At 63.1% G+C, this 16,624-nt stretch carries 13 protein-coding genes; 9 read left to right on the top strand and 4 right to left on the bottom strand.

The genetic code is table 11. The features are described 5' to 3' along the window. Nucleotides 1–437 precede the first annotated feature (437 nt). Together groES and groL are read left to right on the top strand one after the other, a co-directional pair. Nucleotides 438–728 (top strand): co-chaperone GroES, encoded by a 291-nt coding sequence (gene groES / locus ACP92_RS04970; protein ID WP_013233027.1) that lies wholly within the window; start codon nucleotides 438–440, stop codon nucleotides 726–728. Between the two features lie 124 nt (nucleotides 729–852). Further along, nucleotides 853–2,502 (top strand): chaperonin GroEL, encoded by a 1,650-nt coding sequence (groL, locus tag ACP92_RS04965; protein ID WP_008325965.1) that lies wholly within the window; start codon nucleotides 853–855, stop codon nucleotides 2,500–2,502. A 301-nt stretch (nucleotides 2,503–2,803) separates the two neighbouring features. Here groL and ACP92_RS04960 read toward each other — a convergent pair whose 3' ends face one another. Continuing rightward, on the bottom strand, nucleotides 2,804–4,021 hold the full coding sequence (locus ACP92_RS04960) for a porin (RefSeq protein WP_013233026.1): 1,218 nt from the start codon (nucleotides 4,019–4,021) through the stop codon (nucleotides 2,804–2,806). A 571-nt stretch (nucleotides 4,022–4,592) separates the two neighbouring features. On the opposite strand from ACP92_RS04960, the gene ACP92_RS04955 reads away from it, so the two are divergent. The 3 genes from ACP92_RS04955 to ACP92_RS04945 all read left to right on the top strand — a co-directional run bounded on the left by ACP92_RS04955 (nucleotide 4,593) and on the right by ACP92_RS04945 (nucleotide 7,136). Next, nucleotides 4,593–5,630, top strand: a complete 1,038-nt coding sequence (locus ACP92_RS04955) for a methionine ABC transporter ATP-binding protein (RefSeq protein WP_013233025.1) — start codon at nucleotides 4,593–4,595, stop codon at nucleotides 5,628–5,630. After that, nucleotides 5,620–6,273, top strand: a complete 654-nt coding sequence (locus ACP92_RS04950) for a methionine ABC transporter permease (RefSeq protein ID WP_013233024.1) — start codon at nucleotides 5,620–5,622, stop codon at nucleotides 6,271–6,273. The genes ACP92_RS04955 and ACP92_RS04950 overlap by 11 nt, the downstream gene beginning before the upstream one ends. A 65-nt stretch (nucleotides 6,274–6,338) precedes the next feature. Continuing rightward, entirely contained in the window at nucleotides 6,339–7,136 is a 798-nt protein-coding gene (locus tag ACP92_RS04945) for a MetQ/NlpA family ABC transporter substrate-binding protein (RefSeq protein ID WP_013233023.1), read from the top strand. Between the two features lie 89 nt (nucleotides 7,137–7,225). On the opposite strand, the gene ylqF is transcribed toward ACP92_RS04945, so the two are convergent. Further along, nucleotides 7,226–8,188, bottom strand: coding sequence for a ribosome biogenesis GTPase YlqF (gene ylqF / locus ACP92_RS04940; RefSeq protein ID WP_013233022.1), 963 nt, complete (start codon nucleotides 8,186–8,188; stop codon nucleotides 7,226–7,228). A gap of 140 nt (nucleotides 8,189–8,328) precedes the next feature. Next, on the bottom strand, nucleotides 8,329–9,765 hold the full coding sequence (locus ACP92_RS04935) for an MFS transporter (protein ID WP_013233021.1): 1,437 nt from the start codon (nucleotides 9,763–9,765) through the stop codon (nucleotides 8,329–8,331). Between the two features lie 212 nt (nucleotides 9,766–9,977). Here ACP92_RS04935 and ACP92_RS04930 point away from each other — a divergent pair, with 212 nt between their 5' ends. Next, the gene (locus ACP92_RS04930) at nucleotides 9,978–10,844 is read left to right on the top strand and encodes a LysR family transcriptional regulator (RefSeq protein ID WP_013233020.1); all 867 of its coding nucleotides are present in this window, start codon (nucleotides 9,978–9,980) and stop codon (nucleotides 10,842–10,844) included. An 18-nt stretch (nucleotides 10,845–10,862) separates the two neighbouring features. On the opposite strand, the gene ACP92_RS04925 is transcribed toward ACP92_RS04930, so the two are convergent. Beyond that, a complete protein-coding gene (locus ACP92_RS04925; protein ID WP_041310243.1) occupies nucleotides 10,863–11,804 on the bottom strand; it encodes a histone deacetylase family protein in 942 nt (313 codons plus the stop codon). Nucleotides 11,805–12,020: 216 nt separating this feature from the next. On the opposite strand from ACP92_RS04925, the gene mltB reads away from it, so the two are divergent. The 3 genes from mltB to ACP92_RS04910 all read left to right on the top strand — a co-directional run bounded on the left by mltB (nucleotide 12,021) and on the right by ACP92_RS04910 (nucleotide 16,586). After that, nucleotides 12,021–13,160 (top strand): lytic murein transglycosylase B, encoded by a 1,140-nt coding sequence (mltB, locus tag ACP92_RS04920; RefSeq protein ID WP_041310240.1) that lies wholly within the window; start codon nucleotides 12,021–12,023, stop codon nucleotides 13,158–13,160. Between the two features lie 77 nt (nucleotides 13,161–13,237). Beyond that, a complete protein-coding gene (locus tag ACP92_RS04915) occupies nucleotides 13,238–15,409 on the top strand; it encodes a TonB-dependent siderophore receptor (protein ID WP_013233017.1) in 2,172 nt (723 codons plus the stop codon). A gap of 4 nt (nucleotides 15,410–15,413) precedes the next feature. Continuing rightward, nucleotides 15,414–16,586, top strand: coding sequence for a phosphotransferase enzyme family protein (locus tag ACP92_RS04910; RefSeq protein WP_013233016.1), 1,173 nt, complete (start codon nucleotides 15,414–15,416; stop codon nucleotides 16,584–16,586). The last annotated feature ends 38 nt before the right edge of the window (nucleotides 16,587–16,624 follow it).

Raw genomic sequence — 16,624 nt, 5'->3', positions numbered from 1 at the left:
TCCGATACGGCAGACGGATCGAGCTGAAATATCATCCTCGGCGCCGGCCTCATCGGCGTCATGCACCCTGGGCAATGGAAAGGCAGAGTCTTTTGCCAAGTCCCTTTCCTGAACTGCATCGGTGGAGACCTCTCAGGTCGCGGATATCTTCCCGGCCGCCGGTGAGGCATGCCCAAGCCCGCCCGATGACTTTTCTCCTGATCGTTTATAGGAAGGAGCCCAGATCGTGGCCCATTGCTGGTGGTGGGGGCCTGAAAAAGCATGCCTTGAAAATTCCCCAACCCATCCCTATACTTAGCACTCGTCAAGGCAGAGTGCTAACAGCGCCGCCTGGCGCAATCCCCTTTTTCATGCGGTGAGGTTTGCTGCATTTGGAAGAAAACCGTTGCAGGCTTCGCCGCAATCAATGCTAACTTATTGAAAATTAAGGAGTTCTCATGAATCTTCGCCCTTTGCACGATCGCGTTATCGTCAAGCGCCTCGACCAGGAAACCAAGACTGCTTCCGGTATCGTTCTGCCTGACGCAGCGACCGAAAAGCCGGACCAAGGCGAAGTCCTGGCCGTCGGCAATGGCAAGATCCTGGAAGATGGCAAGGTCCGCCCGCTGTCCGTGAAGGTTGGCGACCGCGTTCTGTTCGGCAAGTATTCCGGCCAGGCCGTGAAGATCGATGGCCAGGAACTGCTGGTCATGCGCGAAGAAGACCTGTTCGCCGTCGTCGAGAAGTAATTCGGCATCCGGCCTGCCTCTTTGTATAAGGGCGGCCATCGGCAACAAGACACCAGCCGGCGCTCCACGCACTGCGTCCTGAGCCCGGCGACATGAACTGAACCGAATTTCTGGAGAATCCAACATGGCAGCAAAGCAAGTTATTTTCGGCGATGAAGCACGCGCCAAGGTCGTCAACGGCGTCAACATCCTGGCCAACGCAGTCAAGGTCACCCTGGGTCCCAAGGGCCGCAACGTCGTGCTGGAGCGTAGCTTCGGCGCCCCGACCGTGACCAAGGACGGCGTGTCCGTCGCCAAGGAAATCGAACTGAAGGACAAGCTGGAAAACATGGGCGCCCAGCTGGTCAAGGAAGTCGCTTCCAAGACCTCCGACAACGCCGGTGACGGTACCACCACCGCTACCGTGCTGGCCCAAGCCATCGTGCGCGAAGGCTTCAAGTACGTCGCCGCCGGCTTCAACCCGACCGACCTGAAGCGCGGTATCGACAAGGCCGTCACCGCCATCGTCGGTGAAGTCAAGAACCTGGCCAAGCCCACCACCACCTCCAAGGAAATCGCTCAAGTCGGCTCGATCTCGGCCAACTCCGACGCGGACATCGGCGACATCATCGCCAAGGCCATGGAAAAGGTCGGCAAGGAAGGCGTCATCACCGTGGAAGACGGCAAGTCGCTGGAAAACGAGCTGGACATCGTCGAAGGTATGCAATTCGACCGCGGCTACCTGTCGCCGTACTTCATCAACAACCAAGAGAAGCAGATCGTCGCTCTGGACAATCCCTTCATCCTGCTGTTCGACAAGAAGATCTCCAACATCCGTGACCTGCTGCCGGTGCTGGAACAAGTCGCCAAGGCTGGTCGTCCGCTGCTGATCGTGGCTGAAGACGTCGAAGGCGAAGCCCTGGCTACCCTGGTGGTCAACAACATCCGTGGCATCCTGAAGACCGCTGCCGTCAAGGCCCCTGGCTTCGGCGACCGCCGCAAGGCCATGCTGGAAGACATCGCCATCCTGACCGGCGGCCAAGTGATCGCCGAAGAAGTCGGCCTGACCCTGGAAAAGGCTACCCTGGCTGAACTGGGCCAAGCCAAGCGCGTTGAAATCGGCAAGGAAAACACCACCATCATCGACGGCAACGGCGAAGCCGCTGGCATCGAGGCACGCGTGGCCATGATCCGTACCCAGATCGGCGAAGCGACCTCCGACTACGACCGTGAAAAGCTGCAAGAGCGCGTGGCCAAGCTGGCTGGCGGTGTTGCACTGATCAAGGTTGGCGCTGCCACCGAAGTCGAAATGAAGGAAAAGAAGGCCCGCGTCGAAGACGCCCTGCACGCTACCCGCGCTGCTGTTGAAGAAGGCGTCGTGCCTGGCGGTGGCGTGGCCCTGCTGCGCGCTCGCGCCAACGTCAAGGACCTGAAGGGCGACAATCCTGACCAGGAAGCCGGTATCAAGATCGTGCTGCGCGCCATCGAAGAGCCGCTGCGCCAGATCGTCTTCAACGCCGGCGATGAGCCGTCGGTGGTGGTGAACAAGGTGCTGGAAGGTTCGGGCAACTTCGGCTACAACGCTTCCAACGGCACCTACGGTGACCTGGTGGAACTGGGCGTGCTGGATCCGGCCAAGGTGACCCGTTCGGCCCTGCAGAACGCTGCCTCCGTGGCCAGCCTGATCCTGACCACCGACGCCCTGGTGGCCGAAGTGGCGGAAGACAAGCCGGCCGGCATGCCTGGCGGCATGGGTGGTATGGGCGGCATGGGTGGCATGGACGGCATGATGTAATTGCCCTCCGGCCATGGCCATGGAATCCATGGCCTGTGCTGCAAGCTGCAAGGGAAAACCCGCATCGGCGACGACGATGCGGGTTTTTTCATGGGCGTCCGATTGCGTGCAGGAAGACTGACTGTCCGGACACCGTGACAAGCCTGCAGCCAAACCCAAGGAGAACCGGGGAGCGGGACGACAGCCAGATCTTCCTTTGCTGCTTCTCAGCGCTCCCCTCGCGCCACGAAAAAAACCCGCATCCCGTAAAGGATGCGGGCCAAACATCGCGGCTTCCAGGCGCCGCGACGCAGTGCCTTGATCAGAAGGTGTGGATGAGGCCAGTGCTGATGGCAGTCTGGCTGCGATCGATGCCAGGCTCCTGGTCCTTGCTCAGGCCGACGTTGTACATGTCGGACGATCGCAGGTTGCGCACGAGGGCGTAGGCGCTGGTGCGCTTGGACAGGTCGTACTTGGCGCCCAGGTTCAGTTGCAGCAGGCGGCCACTGGCAGCACCGACAAACTTGGCGCGCGTATGCTGCACGGCGCTCATCAGGGTGAGGCTAGGCATCAGTTGGTAGCTCATGCCGATGTCGAAGGTCTGGCTGGACTTGTGGTTGGCTCCGCCGATGGAGAATGCAGTAGCGTCGCTCGGGTTGTAGCCGGTTCCGGTCTTCGCGTCGTACATGGCCCCAAAATTGTTGTCCTTACGAACCTTCGTATGCAGCTTGGCCAGCGGCAATCTGACGTGCGAGAACGCACCATAGACCTTGGCCGGGCCGAACTGGTAAGCCGCCGCCAGTGTCCAGGTCTTCAGGCAGGTATCGCCAGCGTGGTCCTTCTCGCCAGCGCCGTTGCAAGCCGCTTTGGCGTTGACATCACTGGAGCCATCGCTGCCACCGCCCATCTTGCTCTGGAAGTAACCCAAGCCCAGGCTCAATGGACCGTTGACGTACTGACTGCCCAGGCCGATGGATCGACCACCGACGGCCCTGCCGACCTGTTCGCCAAAGCCATAGATGCCGCTGAAGCTCAGGCCATTGAAGTTGGGCGAGTTGTAGCGGATGGAATTGTTGAGGCGCTGACCGTCGGTGCGATCCAGGCCTTTTGAATGGACAGTGCCGGGGACCCCGAAGCCGCCCGCCGAGGCAATGCCGCCGATGTCGTTGAGCGGATCGTTCTGGCGGCCGACCAGCACGGTGCCGAAGTTGCCGCTCAGACCCACGGTCGTCTGGCGGCCCCACATCAATTTTCCTTGGCCCGCTTCGCCCGTATCGACGTTGAAGCCGTTTTCCAGCGTGAAGACTGCCTTGAGGCCGCCGCCCAGGTCTTCGCTACCCTTGATGCCCAGTCGCGAACCCTTCACCAGGCCGGACTCCACAGCGGTCAGGCTGCCGGTGTTCTTGCCATCAGTCGCGATCTTGTTGGTATAGGTCAGGCTGGCATCGATCGCACCATAGATGGTGATGCTACTGCTTTGCGCATGGGCCGCGCCGGCGAATGCACCCAGGACGGCCAGTGCCAGGAGGGACTTTTTCATAGGAACTCCGAAGTGGTTTGATTGCAATTGATTGACGGGCACGACCGCCGGAAAGGCAGGCTCGACGCCCTGGCTTCCAGACAGATATCAAGAAGTCAACGCCAATCTAAACCGATTTTATTTTTTCGATCACCTGATAATTTGAAATAAAAGCCTTTATAAGAATTTTCCGAAGCTTTATTACAACATCAGTAACAAACGACATTGCCCGCTTTCGGTCGGGCAAAAAAGAGACAAACAGGCAACAGTACGACAGTCGAGACGAAAAAATGAAGAGATAGACAATATTCCTAGGCGCCTCTCCAAGGACTTCGAGAAGGCCACTCAGCGCTTCAGCAGACGATGGCCGCAACCAGTACCGACGCGCTTTCCCGCCGGATGCTAAGACACCGATGTCATATGCAAAGGCGAAAATTTATTTTCCCCATATAACCGCTCCGCCTTAAAATAGCGGCTTCTTATAAAAATACTGATGGCAGTGGAGACCTGTGGCCCTCACCCGCCCGCGGCGTCCTCCCGATGCCCTCGCTGGCGCAGGACCCAGGTTCCGCTGCCATTTCTTCTTTCCATCATGATCGAAATACAAGCTGTGACCCAGCGCTTCGGCAATGTCGAAGCGGTGCGCAAGGTCGATCTGTCGATCCGCAAAGGCGAGATCTTCGGCATCATCGGCCGCAGCGGCGCCGGCAAGAGCACGCTGGTGCGCACCCTGAACCTGTTGAACCGCCCCACCTCCGGGCGCATCGTGCTCGACGGCCAGGACCTGACCTCGCTGTCGGCAGCCCAGCTGCGCGAGGCACGCCGCGGCATCGGCATGATCTTCCAGCACTTCAACCTGCTCTCTTCGCGCAGCGTCTACGACAACATTGCCCTGCCCCTGGAACTGGCCGGCAAGAGCAAGGCCGAGATCGCCGCCAAGGTCGAGCCGCTGCTGGAACTGGTCGGCCTGACCGCCCTGCGCGACCGCTATCCGGCGCAGATCTCCGGCGGCCAGAAACAGCGCGTGGGCATCGCCCGCGCCCTGGCCAACGATCCCAAGGTGCTGCTCTCGGACGAAGCCACCTCGGCGCTGGACCCGGAAACCACCCGCTCCATCCTCGAACTGCTGCGCAAGATCAACAAGGAACTGGGCCTGACTATCGTGCTGATCACGCACCAGATGGAAGTCATCAAGCAGATCTGCGACCGCGTGGCCGTGATGGAAGCCGGCCAGGTGATCGAACAGGGCGAGGTGCTGGACGTGTTCCGCCAGCCGCGCCACGAAGTCACCCGCGCACTCATCGGCGACGTCATCGCCCACGAACTGCCCAAGGGCGTGCTGGCGCGCCTGCGCGAGCGCCTGGCGCGCGCCGATGCCGGCCAGGGCACGGACCACCTGTTCCGTTTCGCCTTCACCGGCAATGACGTGGATCAGCCGCACCTGTCGGAGGCGGTGCGCCGCTTCAACCTGGACTTCAATATCCTGCACGGCCAGATCGACGAGATCCAGGGCCAGGCTTTCGGTTCGCTGGCCATCCTCGCCAACGGCACCCAGGACAACATCAACCAGGCCATGCAATATCTGCGCGAGCAGGGCGTGGTCGTCGAGGAGCTCAACCATGTCATCTGAACTGATCGATCTGTTCGTCAGCTCCTTCGGCGAGACGCTGATGATGGTGGTGATTTCGGGCGTGGTCGGCTCGCTGCTGGGCATCCCGCTGGGCATCGCCCTGCACATCACCGAAGCCAAGGGCGTGCTGCCCAACGTGGCCTTCAACCGCATCGCCGGCCTGCTGGTCAACGCGGTGCGTTCGACGCCCTTCATCATCCTGCTGGTGGCGGTGATCCCGATGACGCGCTTCTTCGTCGGCACCTCCATCGGTACCGCAGCGGCCATCGTGCCCTTGACCATTGCTGCTGCGCCCTTCATCGCGCGCCTGGTCGAGACCGCCCTGCGCGAAGTCGACCACGGCCTGGTCGAAGCCGCGCAAGCCATGGGCGCGACCACCTGGCAAATCATTTACAAGGTCTTGGTGCCTGAGGCATTTGCTGGTATCGTCGCCGGTCTTACGATCACCTTCGTCAGCCTGGTGGGCTATTCGGCCATGGCGGGCGCGATCGGCGGCGGCGGCCTGGGCGACCTGGGCATCCGCTACGGCTACCAGCGCTTCCTGCCGGAAGTGATGCTGGCCGTGGTGCTGATCCTGATCGTGTTCGTACAGCTGGTGCAATCCCTGGGAGACCTGCTGGTCCGCAAGCTCAGTCACCGCTGAAGCCTGCACTCATACAAAAAACGGCAGCTACCCGCTGCCCACCTCACAAGCCTGAAAGGAAAGTCATGAAGCGTCGTCAGTTGATTCAATTCATCGCAGGCCTGGGCCTGGCCGCCGGCCTGGTCTCGGCTCCCGCCTTCGCGCAGGACCAGATCAAGATGGGCGTGACCGCCGGTCCCCACGCCGAGATCATGGAGCAGGTCAAGAAGCTGCTGGAAAAAGACGGCGTGCAGATGAAGGTCATCGAATTCACCGACTACATCCAGCCCAACGCCGCCCTGGCCGCCGGCGACCTGGACGCCAACTCCTACCAGCACCAGCCCTACCTGGATGCGCAGATCAAGGACCGCGGCTACAAGTTCGTCAGCGTGGGCAGCACCATCACCTTCCCGATGGGCGTGTACTCCAAGAAGATCAAGTCCCTGAACGACCTCAAGCAAGGCGCTCGCGTCGGCGTGCCCAACGATCCCACCAACGGTGGCCGCGCCCTGCTGGTGCTGCAAGCCAAGGGCGTGATCAAGCTCAAGGCCGATGCCGGCCTGAAGGCCACCCCGCTGGACATCGTCGAGAACCCCAAGAAGATCAAGATCGTCGAACTGGACGCCGCCCAGCTGCCGCGTTCGCTGGATGACTTCGACGCTGCCGTCATCAATGGCAACTACGCTGAATCGGCCGGCCTGTCGCCGACCAAGGATGCGATTGCCGTGGAAGCCTCCACCGGCCCCTATGCCAACGTGATCGCCGTGCGCATCGCCGACAAGGACAAGCCCTGGGTCGCCAAGCTGGTCAAGGCCTACCACAGCCCGGAAGTGAAGAAGTTCGTGCTGGAGAAGTACAAGGGCTCCGTGATCACCTCCTGGTAATCCCCCTGCCCCGCTGCAAACGAAAAGGCCAGCTTCGCGCTGGCCTTTTTGCTGTTCCCGAAGCGGAAATCGTATAAATAATTAATCAATCAATCCTTGCGCTCGCGATGATCGGGCGCATTGCGCCAGTCATAGTCTTCTTCCTCGTCCTCTTCATCTTCCGCCGGCAGCGCGTCCGGATTGTCAGTGGAGCGATAGGTCGCCAGCAGTTCGGCGCGCGATTGCGGCGTCTCCAGCGAGATGCGACCGAGTGCGCCGCTGCGGTAGTCCTGCAGGAAGGTATGCGCGGCCTTCTCGAAATCGTAGTCGCCGCCCTTGAGGCGGAAGCCGCGCTTGGCCGCCACGCCCTCCACCACCGCCACGCCATCCATGCCCTCGGTATTGAAGCCGTAACGCGCCTTGAGCAATTGTGGGTAACGCTGCAGCAGCAGATCGGCCAGGAAGGTCGCGACCTCTTCCTCGATGAGTGCATTGCTGCCCACCGCATGGCTGGCCGCGAGCATCAGGCCATCGCTGGGATGCTCGATCTTGGGCCAGAGCATGCCGGGGGTATCGGTCAAGACCATGTTGTTGCCCAGGTAGAGACGCTGCTGGGTCTTGGTCACGGCGGGTTCGTCGCCCACGGCGGCCACGCGCTTTTTCAACAGCGCATTCATCAGCGTGGACTTGCCCACGTTGGGAATGCCCATGATCATCATGCGCAAGGGCTTCAGGGCCGTGCCGCGATGCGGTGCCACCTGCATGGCCAGCTTGGGCACGCGCGCCACATCGGAGGGCTTCTTGCAGGACAAGGCCACCGCCATGACGCCCTTCTGGCTGTTGTAGTAGTCGATCCAGGCTTGCGTGGCGACCGGGTCGGCCATGTCGGTCTTGTTGAGGATCTTCAGGCAGGGGCGCTGGCGCGCATTGCGCAACTGCTCGATCATCGGGTTGCAGCTGGCCTGCGGCAGACGGGCATCGACGACTTCGATGACCATATCGACTTTTTCCATGCTCTCCGCTGCCTTGCGGCGGGCGGAATTCATGTGGCCGGGGAACCATTGGATGGACATGCGGGGCTTCTTTCTGATGCGTATTTCGTGGAAGGCGCTATTTTACGGCCCTGCCCCGCCAAACCCTAACAAATCCCCGATAAAACAGCCGGCCGCGTGCAATCCGGGGCCGGCTGTTGGATGCAGAACAACAATCTTGCTCAGGCGCGGCGTACCTGCCATTGCTCTTTGACAACGCCGACGAAGCGCCAGACCAGCCACAAGGCGCTGGCATAGCCGGCCGCCATGACCCCAAAGGCCAGCGGATTGCGCAGGTTCCAGCCAGTCACGCTGTGCAGGATCGCCCCCATCAGGGCTACGCCGACCAGCGCCCCGATCTGGCGATTGGCGTTCAGCGCAGCGGCGGCGCTATTGGCATGGGCCTTGCCAGCCACCTGCATGACCACCGTAGTCATGGCCGGAATGGCCGTGCTGATGCCCAGGTTGGCCGAGGCGCACACCAGCGCCAGCAGCCAGTAGGGCGTGGCGGGGCTGAAGCCCATGGCCAGGGCGGTAAAGACCGTCCCCACCGACAAGCCCAGCAGCAGCGGCACACGCGGCCCCCAATGCGCCGACATGCGGCCCGACATGAGATTGCCGAAGAAGATCACGGCCATCATCGGCACCAGTTGCAAGCCGGTCTGCAAGGCATCCGCACCTCGACCCTGCTGCAGGAACAGCGCCAGGTAGAACAGGTTGCCATAGACGCCGAAGTTGATGAGGAAGCCGATGCCATTGGCCGCCGCGAACTGGGGCGTGGCGAACAAGGCCTTGGGCAAGAGCGGTGCGATGCCGCGCAGTTCATGGCGTATCAGCGCAGCGCCCGCCGACAGCGCCACGGCCAGCCCGGCCAGGATGCGCGGCGAAGTCCAGCCATAGACCGGTCCCTGGATCAGCACGAAGGACAGGCCGGCCAGCATCACCACGCCGGCCAGGTGGCTGGACAGGTTCAGCGCGCGGGCATGCCCGCCCACCTGCGGGATCAGCTTGCGCGCCATCACCAGTCCCACCAGCCCCACCGGTACGTTGATCAGGAACACGCTGCGCCAGCCCAGCCAATGGATCAGCACCCCACCCACCAAGGGCCCGACCGCAGCGGCCAGGCCCACCGTAGCAGACCAGACACCGAGCATGCGGGCGCGCACCCGGTCATCCTCATAGACGTGGGTCAGCAGGCTCAACGAACTGGGCATGAAGAAGGCCGCGCCCAGGCCCTGCAACAGCCGGGCCACGATGAGGAAGGGACCATTGGGCGCGGCGCCGCACAACAGCGAAGCCAGCACGAACAGGAACAGGCCCGTCAGGTAGAGCCGGCGCGCGCCGAAGCGATCGGCCAGGGCGCCGCCCACCAGCAGCATGGCGGCAAAGGTCAGGGTATAGCCATCGACGATCCATACCAGGGTGGACAGCGGTGCATCGAGGCTGCCGGCGATATTGGAGAGACCGACGTTGACCACGGTCACATCCAGCATGGCCATGACGAAACCGATGGCCAGCGCTACCAGTGGCAGCATGCCGGCACGTGGAGTGAGGGTGGCGCCGGCGGCGGGAGGATGAGCGGCCAGGGCCGCTGCGGCAGGCGTGGAGGGGCAAGACATGGCGGATTCTCTTTCTGCACAAGGCAACAAGCCAATAGGGCAATGAGGCAAAGCGGACGGGCCGCCACCCGGATCATGAACGGGGGCGGCCAGCGATGAGGCAGATTCTAGGCTGAGCTGGTGATGCAATAAATAGGTATAAAATCAGCAGTCTGATGCAAATCTGCATCAGAAAATCAAGCAGTCAAGCAAGCAAACGGGGAACATCGATCATGGACTGGGACAACGCCCGCATCTTTCTTGCCATCTACCGTGTGGGCACGCTGCGCGGGGCCGCCGAAACGCTGGAGCTTGACCAGGCCACGGTGGGCCGACGCCTGGCGGCGCTGGAGAGATCGCTGGGTGCGCGGCTGTTCCTGCGCACCCCCAATGGTTACGTCCCGACACCGGCCGGCGAGATGGCCGCCGCCGCTGCGCAGCAGATGGAGCAAGGCGCCGAACAGTTGCAGCGGCAGATGCAGGGCATCGACGAACGCCTGTGCGGGGTGGTCCGGCTGGCCGCCACCGATGTGACGGCGCGGCACTTCCTGATCCCCGCGCTGCACCGGCTGCGCCAGGAGCATCCTCACATCCGGGTGGTCTTGTCCACCTCGACCCAGATCACCAACCTGACCAAGCGCGAGGCTGACATTGCCGTGCGCACCCTGCGTCCGGATGCGCCGGACCTGATCGCACGCCATCTCAAGCGTCTGCATACGGCCATCTATGCCTCCAGGAGCTATGTGAAGAAACGTGGCCTGCCCGAACCGGGCACCGGGCTGAAGGGACACGACGTGGTGATCTACCAGCGCAGCGTCTCGCCGGCAAAGTCAGAGCAGATCTGCGGGGAATCGATCATCAATGCGCAGGTGGCCATGGAAGTCAGTACCGGGCTGGTCATGTACGACTGCCTGCAAGCCGGCTTCGGCCTGGGCGAGCTGCCCACCCACGTGGGTGACAAGGCCAGCGGGCTGGTGCGCGTCTGGCCGCAGCGCGAGACGCCCTATGACATGTGGCTGGTCTTGCACAGCGACCTGAACCGCACCGCGCGGGTGCGCGCGGTCGCCGACGCCATCATTGCCGCCTATGAAGCGGCCTGAGCCTGTGGAAAAGTCAACTTATTCAAGATCGGCCAGCACCTTCAGGTGGGCCACCACGCTGCGCGCCAGCGCCGAGAGGTTGTAGCCGCCTTCCAGGCAGCTGACGATGCGCCCCTGCGCATACTGGTCGGCGATCTTCATGATCTGCCGCGTGATCCAGGCATAGTCGGCTTCCACCAGCCCCATCTGTCCCATGTCATCCTCGCGGTGGGCATCGAAGCCGGCCGAGATGAAGATCATCTGCGGTCGATGCGCATGCAGCGCCGGCAACCACTTCTCGGTCACCAGCGTGCGCACGGCATTGCCGTCCGAATAGGCCGGCACCGGCACATTGACGATGTGCGGCTCGGTGGGACCATCGCCGGAGAAGGGATAGAAGGGATGCTGGAAGAAACTCACCATCAGCACCCGCGGGTCATGGGCAAAGATGTCTTCGGTGCCGTTACCGTGGTGGACATCGAAGTCGATCACCGCCACCCGCTCCAGCCCATGCACGTCAATGGCATGGCGCGCCGCCACGGCGACGTTGTTGAACAGGCAAAAACCCATGGCCTTGTCGGGCGTGGCATGGTGGCCGGGCGGGCGGATGGCGCAGAAGGCGTTGTCCAGTTCGCCAGCCAGCACCGCATCGGTCGCCGCGACTGCAGCGCCAGCCGCGCGCAGGGCGGCTTTCCAGCTGTGCTTGTTGAGCAGGGTGTCGCCATCGACGGAATAGTAACGCTCGCCCGACAGGCTCAAGGCATGGCTGTGTTCGCGCACGAAATCCACCGCCGCCGCGCTATGCACCCGCTCCAGATCGGCCGGATCGGCCAGCGGCGCTTCGCGGCGGTCGAGGAACTGGTCGATGCGACTCAGGATGAGCTGGTCTTCGATGGCCTGCAGACGGGCAGGTGACTCTGGGTGCCAGTCGCCCATTTCATGGCGCTGGCAATCGGCGTGCGTATAGATGGCGGTGGTCATTGTTGCTCTTATTGCTATCGGGCAAGCTGCTGATAGGCGCGAACCCGGGTTGTCTCGTTGAGCTAGTGTACATCCGCTGTCGCGCATCGTGTACGAAGCCTGCGCTGCTGGCGTGCACCGTGATAGGGCAGCACGTCTGATGCGGTATACTTGCAGGCTTATTTGCCCCGGCTTGCCCCCGTCTTCGCGACCAGAACGCTTCACCTGCCTCCGCTCATGCCCATCTCCCTGCCTCGCCTGAATCGCCTGTCGTCCCTGTTGCTCGTGCTCGGCCTGTGTGCCTCTGCGTCCGCCCTGTGCGCCGACAATGCGGCTGCCAGCAAGGCGGGCAAGGCCCAGCAACACAAGACGGGGCCCAAGAAAGTCGTCGCCAAGAAAAAGACCTCCCCCGAAGACCAGGGTGAATTCGTCAATTTCAATGAGTGGAAGGAAGTGGCCCGTTTCATGGATGACATGGTGGAACGCAACCACTTCAGCCGTAGCGAGCTCAACAGCCTCTTCGCGCAGACCCGCTATCTCGACAGCGCCATCCAGCTGATCAAGCCGGCGCCGAGCAACAAGCCCAAGAACTGGTTCGCCTACCGCGCGCGCTTCGTGGAACCGGTGCGCATCAATGCCGGCGTCGATTTCTGGAATACCTATGGCGTGGCGCTGGCGCGCGCCGAGGCGCAGTATGGCGTGCCGATGGAAATCATCGCGGGCATCATCGGGGTGGAAACGGTCTATGGCCGCAACACCGGCAACTTCCGCGTCATGGACGCCATCAGCACGCTGGCCTTCGATTATCCGAACACGCCCAATCGCGAAGCGCGCATGGCCTTCTTCCGTGGCGAGCTGGAAAACACCCTGCTGCTGGCGCGCGAAGCCGGCATCGATCCGCTCACCTTGCGCGGCTCCTACGCGGGCGCCATCGGCTGGCCGCAATTCATGCCGGGCAGCATCCGCGAATACGCGGTGGACTTCGATGGCGATGGCAAGATCGACCTGCGCAATTCGCCGGTGGACGCCATCGGCAGCGTGGCCCACTACCTCGCGGTCCATGGCTGGCAGCGTGGCCAGCCGGTGGCCTTCCCGGTCACGGTCTCGACCGAGAACCGTCAATGGGAAGGCATGCTCAACCAGGGCCTGGAGGCCAAGTACAGCGTCGATGAACTGCGCGCAGCCGGCGTGGTGCTGCCCGCTGTCCCGGCCGACCTGCGCTTTGGCCTGGTCGACCTGCAGAATGGCACCAACCCCACCGAGTACTGGATCGGCACCGCCAACTTCTTCGCCATCACGCAGTACAATCGCAGCTACTTCTACGCGATGTCGGTGGCTGAACTGGGCCGCGCCGTAGCAGCAGCGCGCAACCGCTGAGCCTGGCGCATCTGCTATGCCCCCACGGAGCGCGCCCAGAGCGCGCTCCAGCTTCTGACCTCCACCACTGAACCACGATGAAACGCATTGCTCCCCTGGCCTCCACGCTCATGCTGACGCTGGCCGGCACCTCGCTCGGCCTGCCCGCCGTCACCCGCGCCGCTGACACTTCCGACAACCAGGGCCAGGACCAGAGCCTGCCCACGATCAATGTCACCGCCAGCGGCGCTACTGGCACCCAGGCCCGCTCGGCCTCGGTGGCCGGCTTTGACGATGCGCCCCTGCTGGATACGCCGGCGTCGGTATCCGTGGTGACGTCCGCACAAATGAAGGACCAGCAATCGCGGCTGCTCTCGGACGTGGTCAAGAACGATGCCTCCATCAATGAGAACTATGCGCCGGTGGGCTATTACGAGAACTTCAGCATCCGCGGCTTCACGCTCGATCCGGCCAGCGCCTATCGCGTCAACGGGCTGACGGTCGCCGGTGAACAGACCATCGCGCTGGAAAACAAGGAGCGCGTCGAATTCCTCAAGGGCGTGGCAGGTCTGCAGGCTGGCGTGGTGGCTGCGGGCGGGCTGGTCAATTACGTCACCAAGCGTCCGGCCAATGTACGTTCAATTACGCTGGGCACCGACTCCAACGGTTCGCGCTACCTGGCCACCGACCTGGGCGCGCTCTTCGGCGAGCACAAGCAGTTCGGCCTGCGCATCAATGCCGCACATGAAGACATCCATTCCTACGTCAGCAATGGCGACGGCTGGCGCGACTTCGCCTCGCTCTCGGCCACCTGGGCCATCAGCGCCAGGACGCTGGTGCAGTTCGACGCCGAATACCAGCAGAAGGCCCAGCGCTCCGTGGCCGGCTACCAGCTGCTGGGCGGCGCCACACTGCCCTCGGGTGTCTCTCCCTCGACCATGCTCACGCCGCAACCCTGGTCGCAGCCGGTGCGCGACAGCTCCGTCAATGCCCGGCTGCGCATCGATACCGAATTCAATGCCGACTGGCGCGGCTATGTGCAGGCGGGCCGCAGCCGCGCAGTCATCGACGACTACCTGGCCTTCCCCTATGGCAGCGGCAATGGCGCTTCGCCCACCTTTGCGGCCAATGGCGACTTCGATGTCTACGATTACCGCGTTCCCAATGACGAGCGCCGCAATGATGAAGTGCAGGCGGTGGCCATCGGCAAGTTCGCAAGCGGCTGGGTGCAGCATGAGCTGACGCTGGGCATGGCGATGTCGCGCCGGATCGTGGACAAATCAGATGGAATCAGCGTACTGGTGGGCCAGGGCAATATCTATAACGGCACGCCGGTCCTCCCTGCGGCCAACGCTGTCATACCCGCCGCCTATCGCAACCTGGACAGCCGCCAGAAAGCCCTCTTCTTCAGCGACCGCATGCAGTTCTCGCAGCGCTGGCAGGTATTGGCCGGCGGCCGCCAGGTGTGGCTCAACGAACAGAGCTTCAATTCCACCGGCGCGGTGACGCGCGATACCTCGCGCAACCTGTTCCTGCCGCAACTGGCGCTGATCTTCAAGCCGGTGCAGAACCTCTCGCTCTACGGCAGCTATGCCGAAACCCTGTCGCTGGGCAGCAGCGCGCCCTTCTGGGTCAGCAACTTCCCGGTCACGCTGCCGCCCTCGGTGGCGCGCCAGCTGGAAGCCGGGGTCAAGTACGAATTCTCGCCCGAGCTGGCGCTGACCGCCGCCGTATTCCGTACCCGCAAGGCCTATGAATACCAGAAGCCCGACAACAGCCCCACCGGCTTCACCTACGTGCAGCAAGGCCAGCAGACCAACACTGGCGTGGAACTGGGCGCGAATGGCAAGCTGACGCCACGCCTGGCCATCGGCGCGGCCGCTACGGTGCTGCGCGCCCGCGCCAGCGATACCGGCACGGCCAGATTCGACGACCAGCAAGTGGTCAACGTGCCGCGCCTGCGCACGGCGGTCTATGCCGATTACGCCGTCCCGGGCATGGAGGGCGTCAATGTGATGGGCAGCTGGAACTACAGCGCCAGCAAGCCCGCCACCCGCGACGGCAGCGTGAACCTGCCGGCAGTACATGTGTTCAATGCCGGGCTGCGCTACCAGTTGCGCGTCAACGGCCATGCCGCCACGTTGCGCGCCAATATCGACAACCTCTTCGACAAGCGCTACTGGAAAGACGCCGGCCAGTACCTGGGCGACGGCTATGTCCACCTGGGTGCACCGCGCACGGCGCGCCTGTCGCTGCAATACGATTTCTGACTGCATGGACGCGGCCTCTCATCACCTCACGCGCGTCATCAGCCATGGCATGGGCGCCGATCCCGTCATCTCTGACTGGCCGGCGCTGACCTCGGCCGAGGTGGCCCGCGTACTGCGCCATTACCCCGGCGTAGGCCAGCCGCTGCGGCTGGAGTGGCACAGCCCGCGCCCATTCTCGGCAGCCTGCGTGATGCAGACCGAGAGCGGCCCCATCATCGTCAAGCGCCATCACGTGCGGGTGCGCGATGTGGCGGCGCTGGGCGAGGAACATCGCTTCGCTGCGCATCTGCAGGAAAAAGGCCTGCCGGTCAGTTGCGCACTGGCCACCGCATCGGGAGCCACGGCGCTGGCCGATGACTACTGGACCTATGAAGTGTTTGCACTGGCCGCCGGGGTCGACCTGTATCGCGAGGCCCTGTCGTGGACGCCCTTCCACAGTTGCGCCCACGCCTGGTCGGCAGGGCAGATGCTCTCGCGCCTGCATCAGGCGGCGGCTGGCTATGAGGCGCCAGCACGAGCGGCACGCCCGCTGGTGGCTAGCTTCACCATCTTCTCGCAGCAAGATCCGGTCGATCCGCTGCAGGCCTACATCGCCCAGCGTCCGGCCATTGCCGATTACCTCGAAGCCCGCCCCTGGCGTGGCGAGGTAGCGCAGCACCTGCTGCCCTGGCACGCCGCCCTCAAGCCCTATCTGGATGAATTCGTCCCCTTGTGGACGCACAATGACTGGCACGCCTCCAACCTGCTCTGGAGCGACGCCAGCCCGCAGGCGCAGGTGCAGACGGTGCTGGACTTCGGCCTGTGCGACCGCACCACCGCACTGCATGACCTGGCCACCGCCATCGAACGCAATATCGTCGAATGGCTGGCCATCCCGCAGCGTGATGAACAACTGGTACACCTGGACCTGCTCGACGCGCTGCTCGACGGCTATGCCGCGCAGTCGCCGCTGAGCGCACGCCAGCTACGCGCGCTGGCGGCCTTGCTGCCGCTGGTGCATGCGGAGTTTGCGCTGGCCGAACTGGATTACTTCCATGGCGTGACGCAGTCGGCGATCAATGCTTCGCTGGCCTACGACGCCTACTTCCTGGGCCATGCAGCCTGGTTCCATTCTGCCGAAGGACAGCGGTTGCTGGCGCATCTGCACCAGCGCGCCGATGCGCTCGAGCAGCGCTGAAACAAGCGCGGCCGGGAACGCCTGTGGATAAGATAATC

Origin of the sequence: Herbaspirillum seropedicae, assembly GCF_001040945.1 — a bacterium.
Lineage (GTDB): Bacteria > Pseudomonadota > Gammaproteobacteria > Burkholderiales > Burkholderiaceae_D > Herbaspirillum > Herbaspirillum seropedicae.
The sequence above is the reverse complement of the archived record's forward strand: the minus strand, read 5'-3'. Positions and strand labels throughout refer to the sequence as shown.